General features: G+C 73.4%; 15 protein-coding genes and 1 pseudogene. 8 read left to right on the top strand and 8 right to left on the bottom strand.

The features are described 5' to 3' along the window. Positions 1 to 431 (bottom strand): annotated as a pseudogene (locus tag ACWD6N_RS26160) (hypothetical protein); the annotation flags it as partial. Between the two features lie 46 nt (positions 432 to 477). Then, positions 478 to 1,815: an MFS transporter gene (locus tag ACWD6N_RS26155; protein WP_450005231.1), complete on the bottom strand. Its 1,338-nt coding sequence runs from the start codon at positions 1,813 to 1,815 to the stop codon at positions 478 to 480. A 57-nt stretch (positions 1,816 to 1,872) separates the two neighbouring features. On the opposite strand from ACWD6N_RS26155, the gene ACWD6N_RS26150 reads away from it, so the two are divergent. Genes ACWD6N_RS26150 through ACWD6N_RS26140 form a run of 3 tightly spaced genes read left to right on the top strand, consistent with a single transcriptional unit; the run spans position 1,873 to position 4,744 of the window. Then, on the top strand, positions 1,873 to 2,520 hold the full coding sequence (locus ACWD6N_RS26150) for a TetR/AcrR family transcriptional regulator (RefSeq protein ID WP_450005230.1): 648 nt from the start codon (positions 1,873 to 1,875) through the stop codon (positions 2,518 to 2,520). 56 nt (positions 2,521 to 2,576) lie between these two features. Next, positions 2,577 to 3,914: a flavin-containing monooxygenase gene (locus ACWD6N_RS26145; protein WP_450005229.1), complete on the top strand. Its 1,338-nt coding sequence runs from the start codon at positions 2,577 to 2,579 to the stop codon at positions 3,912 to 3,914. Continuing rightward, complete coding sequence (locus ACWD6N_RS26140; protein WP_450005228.1) at positions 3,911 to 4,744, top strand: SDR family NAD(P)-dependent oxidoreductase; 834 nt, start codon at positions 3,911 to 3,913, stop codon at positions 4,742 to 4,744. The genes ACWD6N_RS26145 and ACWD6N_RS26140 overlap by 4 nt, the downstream gene beginning before the upstream one ends. Before the next feature lie 8 nt (positions 4,745 to 4,752). On the opposite strand, the gene ACWD6N_RS26135 is transcribed toward ACWD6N_RS26140, so the two are convergent. Beyond that, positions 4,753 to 5,403 (bottom strand): LysE family translocator, encoded by a 651-nt coding sequence (locus ACWD6N_RS26135; RefSeq protein ID WP_354965277.1) that lies wholly within the window; start codon positions 5,401 to 5,403, stop codon positions 4,753 to 4,755. Between the two features lie 232 nt (positions 5,404 to 5,635). Between ACWD6N_RS26135 and ACWD6N_RS26130 the strand changes: the two genes are divergently transcribed. Together ACWD6N_RS26130 and ACWD6N_RS26125 are read left to right on the top strand one after the other, a co-directional pair. Beyond that, complete coding sequence (locus ACWD6N_RS26130; protein WP_450005227.1) at positions 5,636 to 6,142, top strand: DnaJ family domain-containing protein; 507 nt, start codon at positions 5,636 to 5,638, stop codon at positions 6,140 to 6,142. Between the two features lie 68 nt (positions 6,143 to 6,210). After that, positions 6,211 to 6,762 (top strand): GNAT family N-acetyltransferase, encoded by a 552-nt coding sequence (locus ACWD6N_RS26125; protein ID WP_450005226.1) that lies wholly within the window; start codon positions 6,211 to 6,213, stop codon positions 6,760 to 6,762. Between the two features lie 7 nt (positions 6,763 to 6,769). On the opposite strand, the gene ACWD6N_RS26120 is transcribed toward ACWD6N_RS26125, so the two are convergent. The 4 genes from ACWD6N_RS26120 to ACWD6N_RS26105 form a co-directional block, all read right to left on the bottom strand. Beyond that, positions 6,770 to 7,336 (bottom strand): maleylpyruvate isomerase N-terminal domain-containing protein, encoded by a 567-nt coding sequence (locus tag ACWD6N_RS26120; RefSeq protein ID WP_450005233.1) that lies wholly within the window; start codon positions 7,334 to 7,336, stop codon positions 6,770 to 6,772. 119 nt (positions 7,337 to 7,455) lie between these two features. Beyond that, positions 7,456 to 9,252, bottom strand: coding sequence for a serine hydrolase (locus tag ACWD6N_RS26115; protein WP_450005225.1), 1,797 nt, complete (start codon positions 9,250 to 9,252; stop codon positions 7,456 to 7,458). Between the two features lie 11 nt (positions 9,253 to 9,263). Then, the gene (locus ACWD6N_RS26110) at positions 9,264 to 10,556 is read right to left on the bottom strand and encodes an exo-beta-N-acetylmuramidase NamZ family protein (protein ID WP_450005224.1); all 1,293 of its coding nucleotides are present in this window, start codon (positions 10,554 to 10,556) and stop codon (positions 9,264 to 9,266) included. 10 nt (positions 10,557 to 10,566) lie between these two features. Beyond that, the gene (locus ACWD6N_RS26105; RefSeq protein WP_450005223.1) at positions 10,567 to 12,384 is read right to left on the bottom strand and encodes a glycoside hydrolase family 3 protein; all 1,818 of its coding nucleotides are present in this window, start codon (positions 12,382 to 12,384) and stop codon (positions 10,567 to 10,569) included. 197 nt (positions 12,385 to 12,581) lie between these two features. Here ACWD6N_RS26105 and ACWD6N_RS26100 point away from each other — a divergent pair, with 197 nt between their 5' ends. From ACWD6N_RS26100 to ACWD6N_RS26090, 3 genes are read left to right on the top strand one after another with little or no spacing between them, the layout of a single operon-like run. Next, on the top strand, positions 12,582 to 12,908 hold the full coding sequence (locus ACWD6N_RS26100) for a PadR family transcriptional regulator (RefSeq protein WP_450005222.1): 327 nt from the start codon (positions 12,582 to 12,584) through the stop codon (positions 12,906 to 12,908). Then, positions 12,905 to 13,261, top strand: a complete 357-nt coding sequence (locus tag ACWD6N_RS26095) for a DUF1048 domain-containing protein (protein ID WP_450005221.1) — start codon at positions 12,905 to 12,907, stop codon at positions 13,259 to 13,261. Before ACWD6N_RS26100 ends, ACWD6N_RS26095 begins: the two co-directional genes overlap by 4 nt. Before the next feature lies 1 nt (position 13,262). Further along, complete coding sequence (locus ACWD6N_RS26090; RefSeq protein WP_450005220.1) at positions 13,263 to 13,589, top strand: DUF1048 domain-containing protein; 327 nt, start codon at positions 13,263 to 13,265, stop codon at positions 13,587 to 13,589. Between the two features lie 116 nt (positions 13,590 to 13,705). Here the strand turns inward: ACWD6N_RS26090 and ACWD6N_RS26085 are convergent, their stop codons facing one another. Further along, positions 13,706 to 14,188, bottom strand: coding sequence for a hypothetical protein (locus tag ACWD6N_RS26085; protein WP_450005219.1), 483 nt, complete (start codon positions 14,186 to 14,188; stop codon positions 13,706 to 13,708). Between the last annotated feature and the right edge of the window lie 11 nt (positions 14,189 to 14,199).

The following is a 14,199-nucleotide window of genomic DNA, read 5'->3' as shown; positions in this document are numbered from 1 at the left end:
GCCCCCTCGGCGGCGGCCACCGCCTCGCGGGCCTGCTCGCGGGAGCGCGCCGCGTCGGCCACCGCGTCCTCGGCGTCACCGCGGGCCTCGTCGCGTTCGGTCTGCGCGGCCGCGATTTCGGTGGCGGCCTCGGCGCGGGCCTGGGCGAGCTGCCGCTGCACACCCACCGGGGACAGCTCGGCGTGCAGCGCCTCGGTCAACGTCTCGACGACCTGGTCGAGGCGGTCCACCGCCTCCCACGTGCGGGCCACCTGACCCGGCAGGCCGGGGGCGTTGCGGTGGCGCATCCGGCTGTTGCGGGAGGCGCGCTGGCAGGCGCCGTCGTTGTCTCGGCAGTAGCGGAACGGCCGGCCCGCGCCGACACGTTGCGGCACCGGCCGTCCACAGTGGGCACACGGACGGGTCTCGGCGGGGGCGGGCTGGGCGTCCATCGAGCGCGAAGTCTAGTGCCGGACGCCGGGCCGCGTCGCCGCGCCGTCAGCTGGCCGCGCGGGCGGTCGCGTCCAGGGTGTAGCGGCGTTGCAGCAGCAACGCCGCGAGCATCGCCACCGCGGGCAGTAGCCCGAAGCCCCAGCGGACCGCCGCGAGCGCCGCGTCCGGCTGGACCGGCGTGTCACCGGCCGTCGAGGCCACGAACCCGCCGACGGTCAGGCACAGGGCGTACGCGTACGGGCCCAGGGCCGCGCCGGTGGCCTCGGTGGCCGTCCACACCCCGGTGTAGGTGCCCGCGCCGGTCGTGCCGGCCGCGCGGATCACGTCGGGCAGCATCGAGAACGGCAGCAGCTGCATGCCGGCGAACGCCACCCCGAGCACCGCCACCGCCCCGATCAGCACCGGCAGGCCGGCCGGTCGGCCCACCGCCAGCACCAGCGAGCCGACCGCGAACGCGCCCTGCGCGCCGAGCAGCGCCCGCTGCTTGCCGATGCGCTGGGCCAGCACCAGCCAGGCCGGAGTGACCAGCAGCGCCGGCGCGACGAACGCCGCCACCAGCACCGTGGTCAGGCCGGGTGCGCGCAGCTCGTACTCGGCGTAGTAGGGCACCCCGGCCAGCACCAGATGGGTGGTGGTGGACATGGCCAGGTAGGCGGCGACCAGCCAGCGGAACTGCGCATCGCGCAGCGCCCGCCACCCGCCGTGCCCGGCGGGACCGGTGGCCGCCGCCGAGCCGCGCAGCCGGGCGATGCCGGCGACGCCCACCAGCATGGCGGCCAGCATCCCCACGGCCAGGACCACGCCCATCCGCTGGTAGCCGGCGCGGGTCGCGTCGTCGCCGCCGGTGAGCAGCGGGGCCAGCAGCCCGGAGACGAGGATGCCCAAGGTCAGCACGACCATCCGGAACGCCATCAGCCGGGTGCGTTCGTGATACCCGATCCGCAGATCGGCCGGGGTGGCCAGGTAGGGGACCTGGTAGGTGGCGAAGAGCAGGTTGCCGGCGACGAAGAACACCGCCACCCACGCGGCGGCCGGTGCGCCCGTCAGCCCGCCCGGCACCGCGAAAAGCGCGGCGAACGCGAGCGGCAGGGCGCAGCCGAGCAGCAGCAGCCGTCGCCGGTCGCCCCTGCGGGTCTGCTCGACGTCGGCGCGGTGCCCGACCCACGGGTGCAGCAGCACGTCGGCGACCTTCGGCAGCAGCAGCGCGAGGCCGGCCAGCCACGGCGCGACGGCCAGCACGTCGGTGAGGAAGTAGAGCAGCAGCAGGCCGGGCACGGTCACCCAGACACCCATGCCGAGCGAGCCGGCGGCGAAGCCGGCCAGCGGGCCTCGGGGCAGCATCGCTTCCGTGGCGGCAGCGGGCCGCCGGTCGAGCCCGGTCATCGCCGCATCCTCTCCGCAATCCAACGGTTGCTGGATTCTAGGGGCAGAATGGCGGCCATGACCATGCCCCGACGCCGTCCGGGTCGGCCCCGCCGCGACGAGAGCCGGCCGACCCGCGAGGTGGTGCTCACCGCGGCCACCGCGCTGTTCGCCGAGCGCGGCTTCGACGCCGTCGGGCTGCGGGAGGTCGCCGCCGCCGCCAGCGTCGACGTCGCCACGGTCGCCCACCACACGGGTACGAAGACCGCGCTCTACGACGCCTGCTTCGCCCGGGTCTTCGCCGCCGAGCGGGACGTCCTGACCGAGGCCGCCGCGCAGGCCCGCTCGGCTCTCGACGCGGGGCCGGACGCGGCGCGACGCGCCCTGCACGACCTGGTCGACGTGTTCGTCGACTTCCTGGAGGACCGCCCGGAGACCACCGCGCTGTGGCTGCGTCGCTGGCTGGAACCGCAGCGGCACACCGAGCTCGACCAGCGCTACGCCGAGCCGCTGTACCGGTTGGTGGCGGAGCTGCTCACCGCCGCGGCGGCGACCGGCGCGCTGGTCGAACCGACCCCGCACATCACCGTACGGAGCCTGGTCTGGGCCGCGCACGGGCACGTGGTGGCGCTGGCCGCGGGTGCGCCGGGCGCCCGGGAGCGGCGCGAGTTCCGAGTGTTCGTGCACCGCCTCCTGCACGGCCTGTACGGACCGCCGGGCCCTTGACGGGCCGGCTGCTCACGACAATTATCCATCAGACGTTGGATTAAGTGGGGGCAGCGATGGGCGTACCACCCAGGGCGGCGGTGATCGGCGCCGGCGCGGCCGGGCTCGCCGCGGTCAAGGCACTGCTCGACGCCGGCGTGCCGACGGTCTGCTTCGAGGCCACCGACCAGGTCGGCGGCCTCTGGGTGTACGGGGCGCCGGACTCGCCCGCGTACCGGACGCTGCACCTGAACACCAGCCGCGGCCGCACCCAGTTCGCCGACCACCCGATGCCCACCGACTGGCCCGACTACCCCGACCACCGACGGATCGCCGGCTACCTCGCCGACTACGCCGACCGTTTCGGGCTACGGGACACCATCCGCCTGCGCCACACCGTCGAGCAGGTCACCCAGGATCCCGCCGGCACCTGGACCGTCCGAGCGAACGGACCGGACGGGCCGGTCGAGGTCACCGTCGAGGCCGTGGTCGTCGCCAACGGCCACAACCGGGCGCCCCGGCTGCCTGACCCGCCGTACCCCGGCACCTGCACCGCCGAGCAGCTGCACAGCCACGACTACCGGGGCCCGGAACAACTGGCCGGCAAGCGGGTCCTGGTCGTCGGGGGCGGCAACTCCGCAATGGACATCGCGGTGGACGCCTCCTACGCGTCCACCCGCACCCTGCTGTCGCTGCGCCGGGGCGTCTGGGTGGTGCCGAAGTACCTGCTGGGCCGCCCCTCGGACACCCTCAACGGGGCGCTGGCCCGCCGGCTGCCGTGGCGACTGCGCCAACGCATCAGCCAGGCGATGCTCAGCACCACCGTCGGCGGTCCCGCCCGCTACGGGCTGCCCGCGCCGACCCACGGCTTCCTGCAGGACCACCCGACGCTCTCCGACGGGCTGCTGTCCCGGCTGACCCACGGAGACATCGAGGCCCGACCCGGCGTCGCCGCCCTGCACGGCGACCGGGTCGAGTTCACCGACGGCCGCGCCGACAGCGTCGATCTGATCATCTGGTGCACCGGCTACCGGGTGGAGATCCCGTTCCTCGACCCGGCGTTGCTCAGCGGGGGCGCGGACACCCTGCCGCTGTACCGGCACGTGTTTCACCCCGACGCTCCCGGCCTGACCTTCGTGGGGCTGATGCAGTCCACCGGGTCGGCGTTCCCGCTGGTGGAGGCGCAGGCCAAGCTGATCGCGGCGCAGCTCGCCGGCCGGTACGCGCTACCGGACCCCGACCGGCAGCGGGCCGTCTACCGGGCCGAGCTGCGGGCCGCGACCGCCCGCTGGGGCCAGCGCCGCCCGGCGATGCGGGTCGACTTCGACGCCTACCTGGCCGAGCTGACCCGGGAGCTGACCGCCGGCGCCCGCCGCCGCCCCCGCGCGGGCACGCCGGTCGGAGCGGGGCGGTGAGGGGCCGGACGGTCACCGGCCTGACCGGCCGCCGGGTGCTGGTGACCGGGGCGAGCGGCACCTTCGGCCGTCACCTCGGCGCCGCGCTGACCGCCGCCGGCGCCCGGGTGGTGGGGCTCGACCTGCACGCGCGGCCCGACGACGAGCTGCCGGTGCTCGGCTGCGACCTGACCGACCCGGCCGCCGTACCGCCGGCGGTGCAGGCCGCCGTCGACCGGCTCGGCGGCCTCGACCTGCTGATCAACAACGCCGGAGTCGGTGGCCCCGCCCCGGCCGAGCTGCCGCCGGACGAGGTGGTCCGCCGGCAGCTCGACGTCAACCTGCTCGCCGCCTGGCGGACCACCGCCGCGGCGCTGCCCGCACTGCTCGCCGCGCGCGGACGGGTGATCTTCGTGTCGAGCAGGATGGCGGTGCTGCCGCTGCCGCTCGCCGCCGCGTACGGGGTCAGCAAACGGGCACTGGTCGCCTACGCCGACGCGCTGCGCCACGAGGTGGGCACCCACGTCGGGGTGAGCGTCGTCTACCCGAGCATGGTGGCCTCACCGATCCACGACAGCACCGCCGAGGCTGGCCTGTCCCTGCGGGGCGTGTCCCGTCCGGAGCCCGTCGAGGGCGTCGTCGCGGCGATCCTGCGCGCCGCCACCGCCCGACGGGCACCCCGGGACGTGGCCACCACCACGCGCGGACGCCTGGAGATGGCCGTCGGCCGGCACGCGCCCGCGCTGGCCGACCGGCTGGTACGTCGTACCCTCGCCGCCCGGCTCGCCGCCGGCGACCTGGACGCCGCGCCGCTGGCCGCCGGTATGGTCCGCCGCCACCGGGGACAGTGAGCGTCGGATCAGGGTGTGGCGATCGCGGCGCGGGAGCGGTCGGTGGCGATGCGGACAGCCAGCGCGGCCAGCGCCGTGCCGGTCACCCACTGCTGCACCCGCAGCCAGACCGGCCGGCGGGCGAAGAATCCGGCCAGCGCGCCGGCGCTGAGCACGATCAACGCGTTCACGCTCAACGCGACGGCGATCTGGGTCAGACCGAGCAGCAGGCTCTGCGCCGCCACATGCCCGCGCCCCGGATCGACGAACTGCGGCAGCAGCGAGACGTAGAGGATGGCGATCTTCGGGTTGAGCAGGTTGGTGACCAGGCCCATGGTGAACAGCCGCCGCGGCCGGTCCGGCGGCAGCGGCGCGGGCGTGAACGGGGAGTGCCCACCCGGGCGCAGCGTCCGCCAGGCCAGCCAGAGCAGGTAACCGGCGCCGGCCAGCTTCACCACCGCGTACAGCGTCGGCACCAGGACGAAGACGGCGGCCAGGCCGGCGACCGCCGCGGCCAGGTAGACGCCGAACCCGGCGGCCACCCCGAGCAGCGAGACCATCCCGGCCCGGCGGCCCTGCGCCACCGAGCGGGAGACCAGGTAGACCATGTTCGGGCCGGGCGTGAGCACCAGCCCCAACGCCACCAGCGCGATACCCAGCAGCGCACCCGCACCCACCATGACGAACCCCCGTTTACTCCGACACCCGCACCGACCGTAGGCCGGGCGGCCACACCGGCCCAGGGCCACCTGCCAGGCCGTGGCCTGCTGCTGCGGAACCGGACGTCCCGACGGAAACCACCCCCCGCCGGGCGGCGACGGGAATGGCAGTCGGCCCGGGCGCGCTGACCCGTTGCGGTGCGCACCGCCGGCCGGAGGCGGCGCGTTACGGTGGCCAGGGAGGTGCCGCAGGGTGACCGAAGCGTGGGAAGCGGCCGTGGAGTCGCAGATCCGGAGCGCCGTACAACGCGGCGAGTTCGACAACCTGCCCGGCATGGGCAAGCCGATCCCCGGCCGCGGCGCGCCCTACGACGAATCGTGGTGGATCAAGAGCTTCCTGGAGCGCGAGGCGCTCCCCAGCGACCTGCTGCTGCCCACTCCGCTGCAACTGCGCCGGCGCATCGAGCAGGTTCCCGCCGAGGTCCGCGACCTGCCCACCGAACAGTCCGTGCGGGACTTCGTGGGTCAGCTGAACGCCCAGATCGTGGCCTGGCTGCGTAACCCCGAGGGCCCCCGGGTGGTGGTGCGGCCGGTGAACGCCGACGAGGTTGTCCGCCGCTGGCGCGCGGAGCGCGCCCCCGCCGGATCCCGGACGCCCACCGACTCGCTGGCGCCCACCGGCGGGCCGGCGCCCGCCGTCGCACCGGTACGCCGGTCCTGGTGGGCGTGGCTGCCGTGGCGCCGCCGCCAGGCGACCTGATCCGCCCGGCGGCGCCGGTGAGCTGACCGCCCCCCGGCGGGACATAGGCGTGCAGGCAGAATGTGCCCATGTCGATCGAGCTGCGAGCGGTGGCCACCCCGTCGGCACCGGGCCTGGTCCTGCGGCCCTGGCGTGACGACGACCTGGACGCGCTGCTGGAGGCGTACCGGGATCCGGTGCTGCACCGGTGGACGCAGCACCCGTTGACCACCCCGGACGAGGGGCGTCAGTGGCTGGAGAAGGTACGGCAGGACTGGGACGACGGCCGGCGGTTCACCTTCGCCGTGCTGGAGGACGCCGCGGACGGTCCACTGCTCGTGGCGTGCGTGGTGCTCAAGCGGATCGCGCCGGGGCGGCCGGCCGCCGAGGTCGGCTACTGGACGGCGGCGTGGGCGCGCGGTCGGGGCGTCGCCCCGCGCGCGGTCACCGCGCTCAGCCGCTGGGCGTTCGCGCAGCTCACCGGGCTGGAGCGCCTCGACCTGCTGCACCAGGTCGACAACCCGGCCTCCTGTCGGGTGGCGGAGAAGAGCGGCTACGTCTTCCAGGAGGTGCTGCCCGCGTACCCGCCGTTCCCGCGCGACGGCCACCGGCACGCGCTCACCGCCCCCTCGATCGGCTGAGGGCCGGTCAGTCCAGCGCCGCACGCCAGGTCCACGAGGTGCGCCGTGCCCGGCCGGGCAGCTCACCGCGCCCGGTCATCCACAGCAGCACCTCGGGCGCCGCGCCGGGCGGGGCGTCCGGGAACAGTCGCCGCAGCACCAGCGCGCTCAGCCGGTGCGGCGGCTGCCACGGCACGCCGAGGCCGAGGGTGATGTCGTGGGTGTGCAGCAGGGTCTCCGCCACCCCCATCGCGGCGAAGCCGGCCGGGTCGCACGGCCCGAAGTGCCAGGCCCGGGTCTCCGGCGGGGCCGCGTCGACCGCGGCGGCCAGCAGCCCGGCGCACGCCCGGACCACCGTGAGGACCTGCGCCGGCGTCGCGGTGGGGGAGACCCGCAGGTCGTACGGCAGGTAGGCGTCGTCCGGTCGGCCGATGACCTGACCGGCGTATGCGAGCAGGTCGTGCGCGACGTGCGCGGCGGTGGTCCAGCAGGTCCAGCGCAGCGTGCCGGCGCGCACCGCCCAGTCGTGGTCCCGGTGCGGGTCCAGGACCCGGGTCATCTCCTCGGCCGCGTCGCGCACATCGCCGCCGTTCATCGCTGGCATCCGTCGACCCTCGCAGTGCCCGCCGGCCCGCCGCAACGCGATTCGACGCGAGGCCGTCCGTTCGCTTCGGGGCCGGCCGCCGCCAGCGCGTCCGGCCCCGGGCGAGCGGCTCAGGTGCGTGCGGGTGACCATCCGTCGGTGACGAGCCGGGAGGCATCGGCGCCCTCGCCGCGGAAGAGCACGCCGTACCGGTCCGTCGCGGCGATCCGGTCGACGTAGACGCCACGCCCCTGCCCCGAGCCGTCGGTGCTGCTGCTCCACCTCAGGTGCGTGGCCTGGTCGGGCAGCTCCACGGAGACCTGCCACCACACCCGGCCTCCGTAGCCGGTGACCGTGCCGTCGGCGCTCCACCGCCGGCCGGCCTCGCGCAGCTGCATGGTCGCCGGCGCCCAGGTCTGCCCACCGTCGGTGGAGACCTCGAATCGTGCGCTGTCGTAGCGGGGTTCGGTGTCGTACCAGAGCAGGAAACTCGCCGTGGCGCCCCGCGCGGGCCGGCGCAGCGGCGCCGTGAGCGTGCTCGTCGCGGAGTCGCGGGGATCGGCCCGCCAGGCGCTGGCCGAACGCGGCCGCACCGGCATCGCCTCGGCCAGGTCGCGCGCGACGGCACGGCGGGCCACGTTGTTGCTGCCCCAGCCACGGTCAGGGTGCACCCGGTTGCTGAGCATGACGACGAACGAGTGCGACAGCGGGTCGATGACGATCGACGTCCCGGTGAAGCCGGTGTGCCCGAAGGCCACCGGCGAGGAGAGCCCCATCATGTACCAGTGCTTGTTCAGCTCGAAGCCGAGGCCGCGGTCGCTCTCCGGGTAGGCCGACTCCAGCGGCGCGTTGTAGTTGACCAGCATCGAGCGCACCGTGTCCGACCGTAGGATCCGCCGACCGCGGTACTCGCCGCCGTTGAGCAGCGACTGGCAGAGCACGGCCAGGTCCGCCGCCGTGGAGAACACCCCGGCATGCCCGGCCACCCCGCCGAGCGACCAGGCGTTCTCGTCGTGCACCTCACCCCAGACCATGCCGCGCCCGGCGTACGGCTGGTACTCGGTCGCGGCGATCCGCGACCGCCGCTCCGGACCGGGGTTGTAGCCGGTGTCGGTCATGCCCAGCGGCCCGGTCACGCCGTCGCGGACCAAGTCGGCCAGCGGCCGGCCGGTGACCCGTTCCAGCAGCACGCCCAGCGCGATCAGCCCGAGGTCGGAGTAGACGTACTGGGAGCCGGGTGTGGCACCGGCCGCCAGTGGCGTGGCGAGGGCGGCGGCGAACCGCTCGGCCGGCGTCGGATACCTGCTCCACAGTGGCACGAACGCGGGCAGACCCGACGTGTGGGTGAGCAGCATCCGGACAGTGACCGTCGCCTTGCCGCCAGCGGCGAACTCCGGGACGTACCGGGCGACCGGCGCGTCCAGCTCCACCCGACGCCGCTCCACCTGCTGCATGGCGACGATCGTGGTGAACAGCTTCGACACCGACGCCAGGTCGAAGATGGTGTCCGGCCGGGTCGCGATCTGCTGGTCGGCGGGGAGTTCCACGCCGACCAGGCCGGGCGGTGGCCCGACGGCGGAGTAGCGCACCGCGCTGCCGACGGCGGCGTGCTGAACGATCACGCCGTCCTTGGCCGCCAGGACCACCGCGCCGGCGTACGCCGGGTAGCCGGGATGGTCCGGCGTCGGCTGGAGATACGCGGCCAGGTCGGCGGGGAGGCGGTCCACGTGCTCCGGGAGCAGGCCGACCTGGCGGGCGTCGCCACGGCGCAGCGTGTCGTGCCGGAACTGGATGTCGGCGGGGGTGACGGTCGGCGGACCGGCCGGGGGCGACGCTGCCACCGGGCTGGCTGGCAGCGTCGTGCCCACGACCGCCAGGGCCAGGCCGATCGCGAGTGAGCGGAGCGGACGACGGGTCGACCTGGTCATGACCGCACTCCTCAGTAGAGCAGGTAGGGCCGGCGTTGCCGGTTGAAGGTGGCCAGCTCGTCGGCCCAGGCGCCGACGACGTCGTCCACGTCGGCTCCGGCGTCGATCTGGGTCCGCAGCCGGGGCGAGCCGGTGAGCTTGTCGATCCAGTACGGGCGTGCGGTGTCCCACGAGTCCTGCCGCCAGGCGAACGCCGGGTACTTGTGCGCCTCTATCAGCATCGCCACCCCGGTGCGGATCGGGTCGTACGCCGCCGGGTCGACGACCTTGACCTCCACGCCGGCGCAGAGCTTGTTGAGCAGCGCCGGCTTTTGCCCGGCGGAGGTCGGCGAGAAGTACGCCTCGCGGAACTCGACTCCGGGCAGGTTCCGGGCGTTGAGCCGGTCACCCCAGTGGTGGTCGAAGTCGGTTGCCAGCCCGCCGATCAGCTCGAACGGGCGGCACGTGCCGCGCCCCTCGGTGATCGACGCGACGCCCTCGAACAGGCCGGTGCCCGGGTAGACGAGCGCGGTGTCCGGGGTGGGCATGTTCGGGCTGGGCATCACCCACGGCACGCCGGTGTCGGCGGCGAGGTCGTCGCGCTTCCAGTGCCGGCACCGCACCACGTGCAGGTCGACCGGTCGCCCCGCCTCGGCCGGCAGGAAGGTGGCGTTGAAGTACCGGGCGAGCTCGCCGACGGTCATCCCGTGCTGCTGGATGATCTCCTTCAGACCCACCCCCGAGGTGTACGGCGAGGTCATCAGCGGCCCGTAGGCGCGCCCGCCGATCGGGTTGGGTCGGTCCAGTACGACGTAGCGTCTGCCGACCCGGGCCGCGGCGACCATCGAGGTGTACATCGTCCAGATGTAGGTGTAGAAGCGGACCCCGACGTCCTGGATGTCGAAGACGACCGTGTCCACCCCCGCCTCGGTGAACATGGCTTCCCACCGGGCCTGCGAGGCGCCGTACGCGTCGTAGACCGGGATTCCGGTGCGCGCGTCGACGCCGGTGCCCTCGCTGCCGCCGGCCTGCGCGGAGCCGCGGAAGCCGTGCTCGGGGCCGAACGCCGCGACCAGCTGCACTCGACCGGAGCCGTGCATCAGGTCGACGAGGTGCCGGTAGGCCGGGTCGACGCCGGTCGGGTTGGAGACGACCCCCACCCGCTGGCCGGCGAGCTCGGCGAACCTGGAGGACACCAGCTCGTCCAAGCCGGTGCGGACCCGCCGGCCACCGGGGCTGGCGGCCGCGGGCGTCACGGCCGCGCCGACGCCGAGCGCTCCCGCGCCCAGCGCGCCGGTGCCGACCAGGAAATTCCTCCGCTGCATTGGTTGCCTCCTACCAGCTCAGGCCGTGGCCGTAGGGGTAGAGCACGGAGCCCGTTCCCTCGGCCGTGGGGATCGTGACGGGCAGCCGCCCGCTCGGGGACAGCTCGCCGTGCAGCGCGCGGACGAGCGCGTCCATCGCCGCCCGGGTGTACGAGTAGGTCGCCAGGTAGGTGCTCACGCCTGGCAGGTACGCGATGTCGTAGGGATCGCGGACCGCCACGACGACCACCGGTTTGCCGGTGCCGAGCAGCGCCGCGACGAGGCGCTGCTGGGTGGCGCGCGGGTCGGTGACCGTGGTGTCCCACGCCTTGTTCACCTGCACGACGGTGAGGTCGTGCTCGGCGGCCTGGGTGGCCGTCGCGGCGATCACCGCGTCGGAGGGCAGCGTCGCCGGTCGGGCGGTGGCCCGGGCGCCGCGGGCGGTGAAGCCGGCGGCGACCGTCGCGACCGGGGCGAAGGCGGCGCTGTCCCAGCCGGTGACCAGGACCGACCGGTCGGCGCGGGGCAGTGGCAGCAGGCTGGCGTCGTTGCGGACGGCGGTGAGCGTCGGGTCGGTGACCCGGGTGACGGCGGCGAGGTGCTCCGGTGCGCCGACCGTCCGTACCGCCCGCTCGACGTCGACCAGCGGCGAGCGGGCCAGTCCCTGGCGGTACTTCATGCCGAGGATGCGCCGGACCGACTCGTCGATCCGCCGCTCGGTGAGCTCGCCGGTGGCGACGGCGCGCAGCACCGCGTCCCGGGCCAGCGCGAGGTCCGGTGGCATCAGGAGCTGGTCGGCGCCGGCCTTGAGGGCCAGTACGGGCACCCGCTCGTCGCCGTACTTCGCCCGCACGCCGGCCATGTTGAGCGCGTCGGTGACGATGACGCCCCGGAAGCCGAGTTCACCGCGCAGCACGCCGGTGAGGATCGTCGGCGACAACGTCGCCGGGTCGCCGGAGGGGTCGAGCGCGGGGACCACGATGTGCGCGGTCATGATCGATTCGACGCCGGCGCTGATCGCCCGCCGGAACGGTGGCGCGTCGACGCGGTCCCACTCGGCGCGGCTGTGGTTGATCACCGGGAGGCCGGTGTGGCTGTCGGTGGCCGTGTCGCCGTGCCCGGGGAAGTGCTTCGCCACGGCGGTCACCCGGGCGTCGTGCTGGAAGCCGGTGACTTGGGCGGCGGTGAGGTCGGCCACCAGGCGGGGGTCGGCGCCGAAGGACCGGACGCCGATCACCGGGTTGCCCGCGTTGACGTTGACGTCGGCGATCGGCGCGTACGGCTGCCGGATGCCGACGGCACGCAGCTCTCGCCCGGTGACGTCCGCCGCCGTCCGGGCGAGCCCGGGTGAGCGTGCCGCGCCCAGGGCCATCGCCCCCGGGAACTGGGCGGCGGGGGAGGGCATCCGCAGCACGGTGCCCTGCTCCTGGTCGGTGGAGATGAGCAGGGGCACCCGGCCCTTCGCGCCGTCGCCGAGGGCGGCCCGCTGGAGTCCGTTGGAGAGGGTGGCGATCTGCCGGGGACTGTCCAGGTTGTGCGACCAGGAGAAGTAGCAGACGCCGCCGAGGTGGTACCGCTGGATCACCTCGGCCGGCGTCTCCACACCGAACGCGGCGAGGTTGGCGGCGCGGTCGGCGGCCGTGGGCTCGGTGGCGTCACCGCCGTAGACGTAGGTGGAGAAGAGCTGGCCGACCTTCTGCTCCAGGCTCATGTGCCGCAGCGTCGAGGTGACCCAGCCGTGCTCGGCCGACGGGGGGTGGGCCGAGGTGGCTGCCTGGGCGGGGATGGGGGCGAGGGTGGCCGCCAGTGTGGCCACCCAGGCGGTCGCGGTAACGAGTCGGGTCTGCATAGACGCCTCTCAGTCCGGGTGACTGAAACTTAGCTACGCCATGACCGCCAGTCAAGAAGGTTACCTACAAACTGTGGTTTTCGGCGATGGGCTGAGATTCGAGGCGCTACTTGGTACTACCGAATACCGGTAGTCAGTGGTACGTTATAGCGGTACTCAGTGCTACGGGGTACCAGGGGGACCGAAGAGGAGCCGCCATGGAGGATCTGACAGAGATGTTGAAGGGCACGTTGGAGGGCTGCGTGCTCGAAATCATCGGCAGCGAGGAGACCTACGGGTACGCCGTCACGCGTCGGTTGAACGAGCTCGGCTTCGTCGACGTCATCGAGGGGACGGTGTACACCATCCTGCTGCGACTGGAGCGGAACGGACTTGTCCAGGTGACGAAACGACCATCCGAGGTGGGACCCCCGCGCAAGTTCTACACGCTCAACGACGCCGGGCGCGAGGAACTCGCACGGTTCTGGGCGAAATGGCAGTACGTCTCATCACGCATCGACAAGCTCAGGGAGGGGGCGAGATGAGCTTCTGGGAGACCATCACGGGCAGCGATCTCACCAGGGAATGGAAGGTGTTCGAAGCCCGGGCGGAGGCATTGCCGGCCGACTACCAGGCGGCGTGGGAACAGGTCAAGGGCAACCTCTTCCCCTACGGGGGCTTCACGGGTCGCAACCTGATGCCGATCCTCGGCGCCGCCCTGGGGCTGCTCGAAGAAGCATCGGCGGACGGGCAGAGCATCCACGAGGTGCTCGGCGACGACATCCCCGGCTTCTGCACGGCGTTGGCCGGCGGAGAGGGAGCCCGGACCTATCGAGACCGGTGGCGCGAGCAGTTGAACAGGACCGTCGCAAGGAAACTGGCCCGGCTAGGAGGCTGACGTGGGAGTCCAGGACATCATCGAGGGCAAGAAGCAGTGGCGGGCGCACGTGGCTCGAGTCAAGACACTCCCGCCGGATTACCAGATCGTCTACAAGGAGATGCAGAAGTACCTGTTCAAGGTCGGACCGGTCGACCTGGCTGACGGGCGCCTGCTCTCCGGGATCGTCGACTTCTTCGAGGAGGGCGTCGCGGCCGGCAAGGGGGTCTTGGAACTCATCGGCACCGACGTCGCCGCCTTCTGCGACGACCTGATCAAGGACTCGCGCACCTACGCGGACGTCTATCAGGAGTCCATCCGCACGAACCCCGACACGGACAAGAAGTAACACCTGTCGGCACCATGCCAGCGGCGTCAGCCCAACAGGTAGCTCTCTCACGTAGGTGAGCCGCATGGCCGAGGGCCTGGTCGGACAGTCCTTCGGCCATGCGGCGGCCGCTCCCGCTACTCCCGCACCGACTCCAAGGCTTCGGTGGCGTTGCGGATGCCGGCGCGGATCACCTCGCCGTACGGGTCGTCCGGCAACCGCCCGACGAAGCGCTCGGCCAGTGCCAGGTGTTCCCGGGCCAGGGCGGTGTTGCCCAGGCGCCGGTGGTCGTCGGCGAGGTTGAGGTGCAGCGACGGCAGGAATCCCTGGACCTGCATCGAGTGGTGGTACTGCTGGGCGCGCTCGTCGGTGAGGTCGGCGACGGCGGCCAGTGCTCGCTCGTCCCAGCTGAGTTCAGCTTCGGTGCTCTCCTGAAGGTCAGCCAGATAATGCGCGAGAGTGCAGCGGTGGAAGGCGTCGCCGTCGGCGCCGATCTCGTCCCAGAGCGCGGTGAGGGTGTCGCGGGCCAGTGCCTGCTGTCCTGATCGACCGAGCTGTACCGCCTTGACGATACGGGTCATGGTCGGGTCGGGCGCGGGCTGGCCGTCGTGGTCGTCCATGCCGCAGATGG

The organism is Micromonospora sp. NPDC005163 (assembly GCF_053599835.1).
Note: the sequence above shows the minus strand (reverse complement) of the source record. Positions and strands in the feature narration are given on the sequence as shown.

What these genes read in the sequence shown, in the direction of transcription:
- ACWD6N_RS26155 (WP_450005231.1), bottom strand. Translation starts at nt 1,815, where the DNA reads ATGACCGGGCTCGACCGGCGGCCCGCTGCCGCCACGGAAGCGATGCTG.
- ACWD6N_RS26150 (WP_450005230.1), top strand. Translation starts at nt 1,873, where the DNA reads ATGACCATGCCCCGACGCCGTCCGGGTCGGCCCCGCCGCGACGAGAGC.
- ACWD6N_RS26145 (WP_450005229.1), top strand. Translation starts at nt 2,577, where the DNA reads ATGGGCGTACCACCCAGGGCGGCGGTGATCGGCGCCGGCGCGGCCGGG.
- ACWD6N_RS26135 (WP_354965277.1), bottom strand. Translation starts at nt 5,403, where the DNA reads ATGGTGGGTGCGGGTGCGCTGCTGGGTATCGCGCTGGTGGCGTTGGGG.
- ACWD6N_RS26125 (WP_450005226.1), top strand. Translation starts at nt 6,211, where the DNA reads ATGTCGATCGAGCTGCGAGCGGTGGCCACCCCGTCGGCACCGGGCCTG.
- ACWD6N_RS26120 (WP_450005233.1), bottom strand. Translation starts at nt 7,336, where the DNA reads ATGAACGGCGGCGATGTGCGCGACGCGGCCGAGGAGATGACCCGGGTC.
- ACWD6N_RS26115 (WP_450005225.1), bottom strand. Translation starts at nt 9,252, where the DNA reads ATGACCAGGTCGACCCGTCGTCCGCTCCGCTCACTCGCGATCGGCCTG.
- ACWD6N_RS26110 (WP_450005224.1), bottom strand. Translation starts at nt 10,556, where the DNA reads ATGCAGCGGAGGAATTTCCTGGTCGGCACCGGCGCGCTGGGCGCGGGA.
- ACWD6N_RS26105 (WP_450005223.1), bottom strand. Translation starts at nt 12,384, where the DNA reads ATGCAGACCCGACTCGTTACCGCGACCGCCTGGGTGGCCACACTGGCG.
- ACWD6N_RS26100 (WP_450005222.1), top strand. Translation starts at nt 12,582, where the DNA reads ATGGAGGATCTGACAGAGATGTTGAAGGGCACGTTGGAGGGCTGCGTG.
- ACWD6N_RS26095 (WP_450005221.1), top strand. Translation starts at nt 12,905, where the DNA reads ATGAGCTTCTGGGAGACCATCACGGGCAGCGATCTCACCAGGGAATGG.
- ACWD6N_RS26085 (WP_450005219.1), bottom strand. Translation starts at nt 14,188, where the DNA reads ATGGACGACCACGACGGCCAGCCCGCGCCCGACCCGACCATGACCCGT.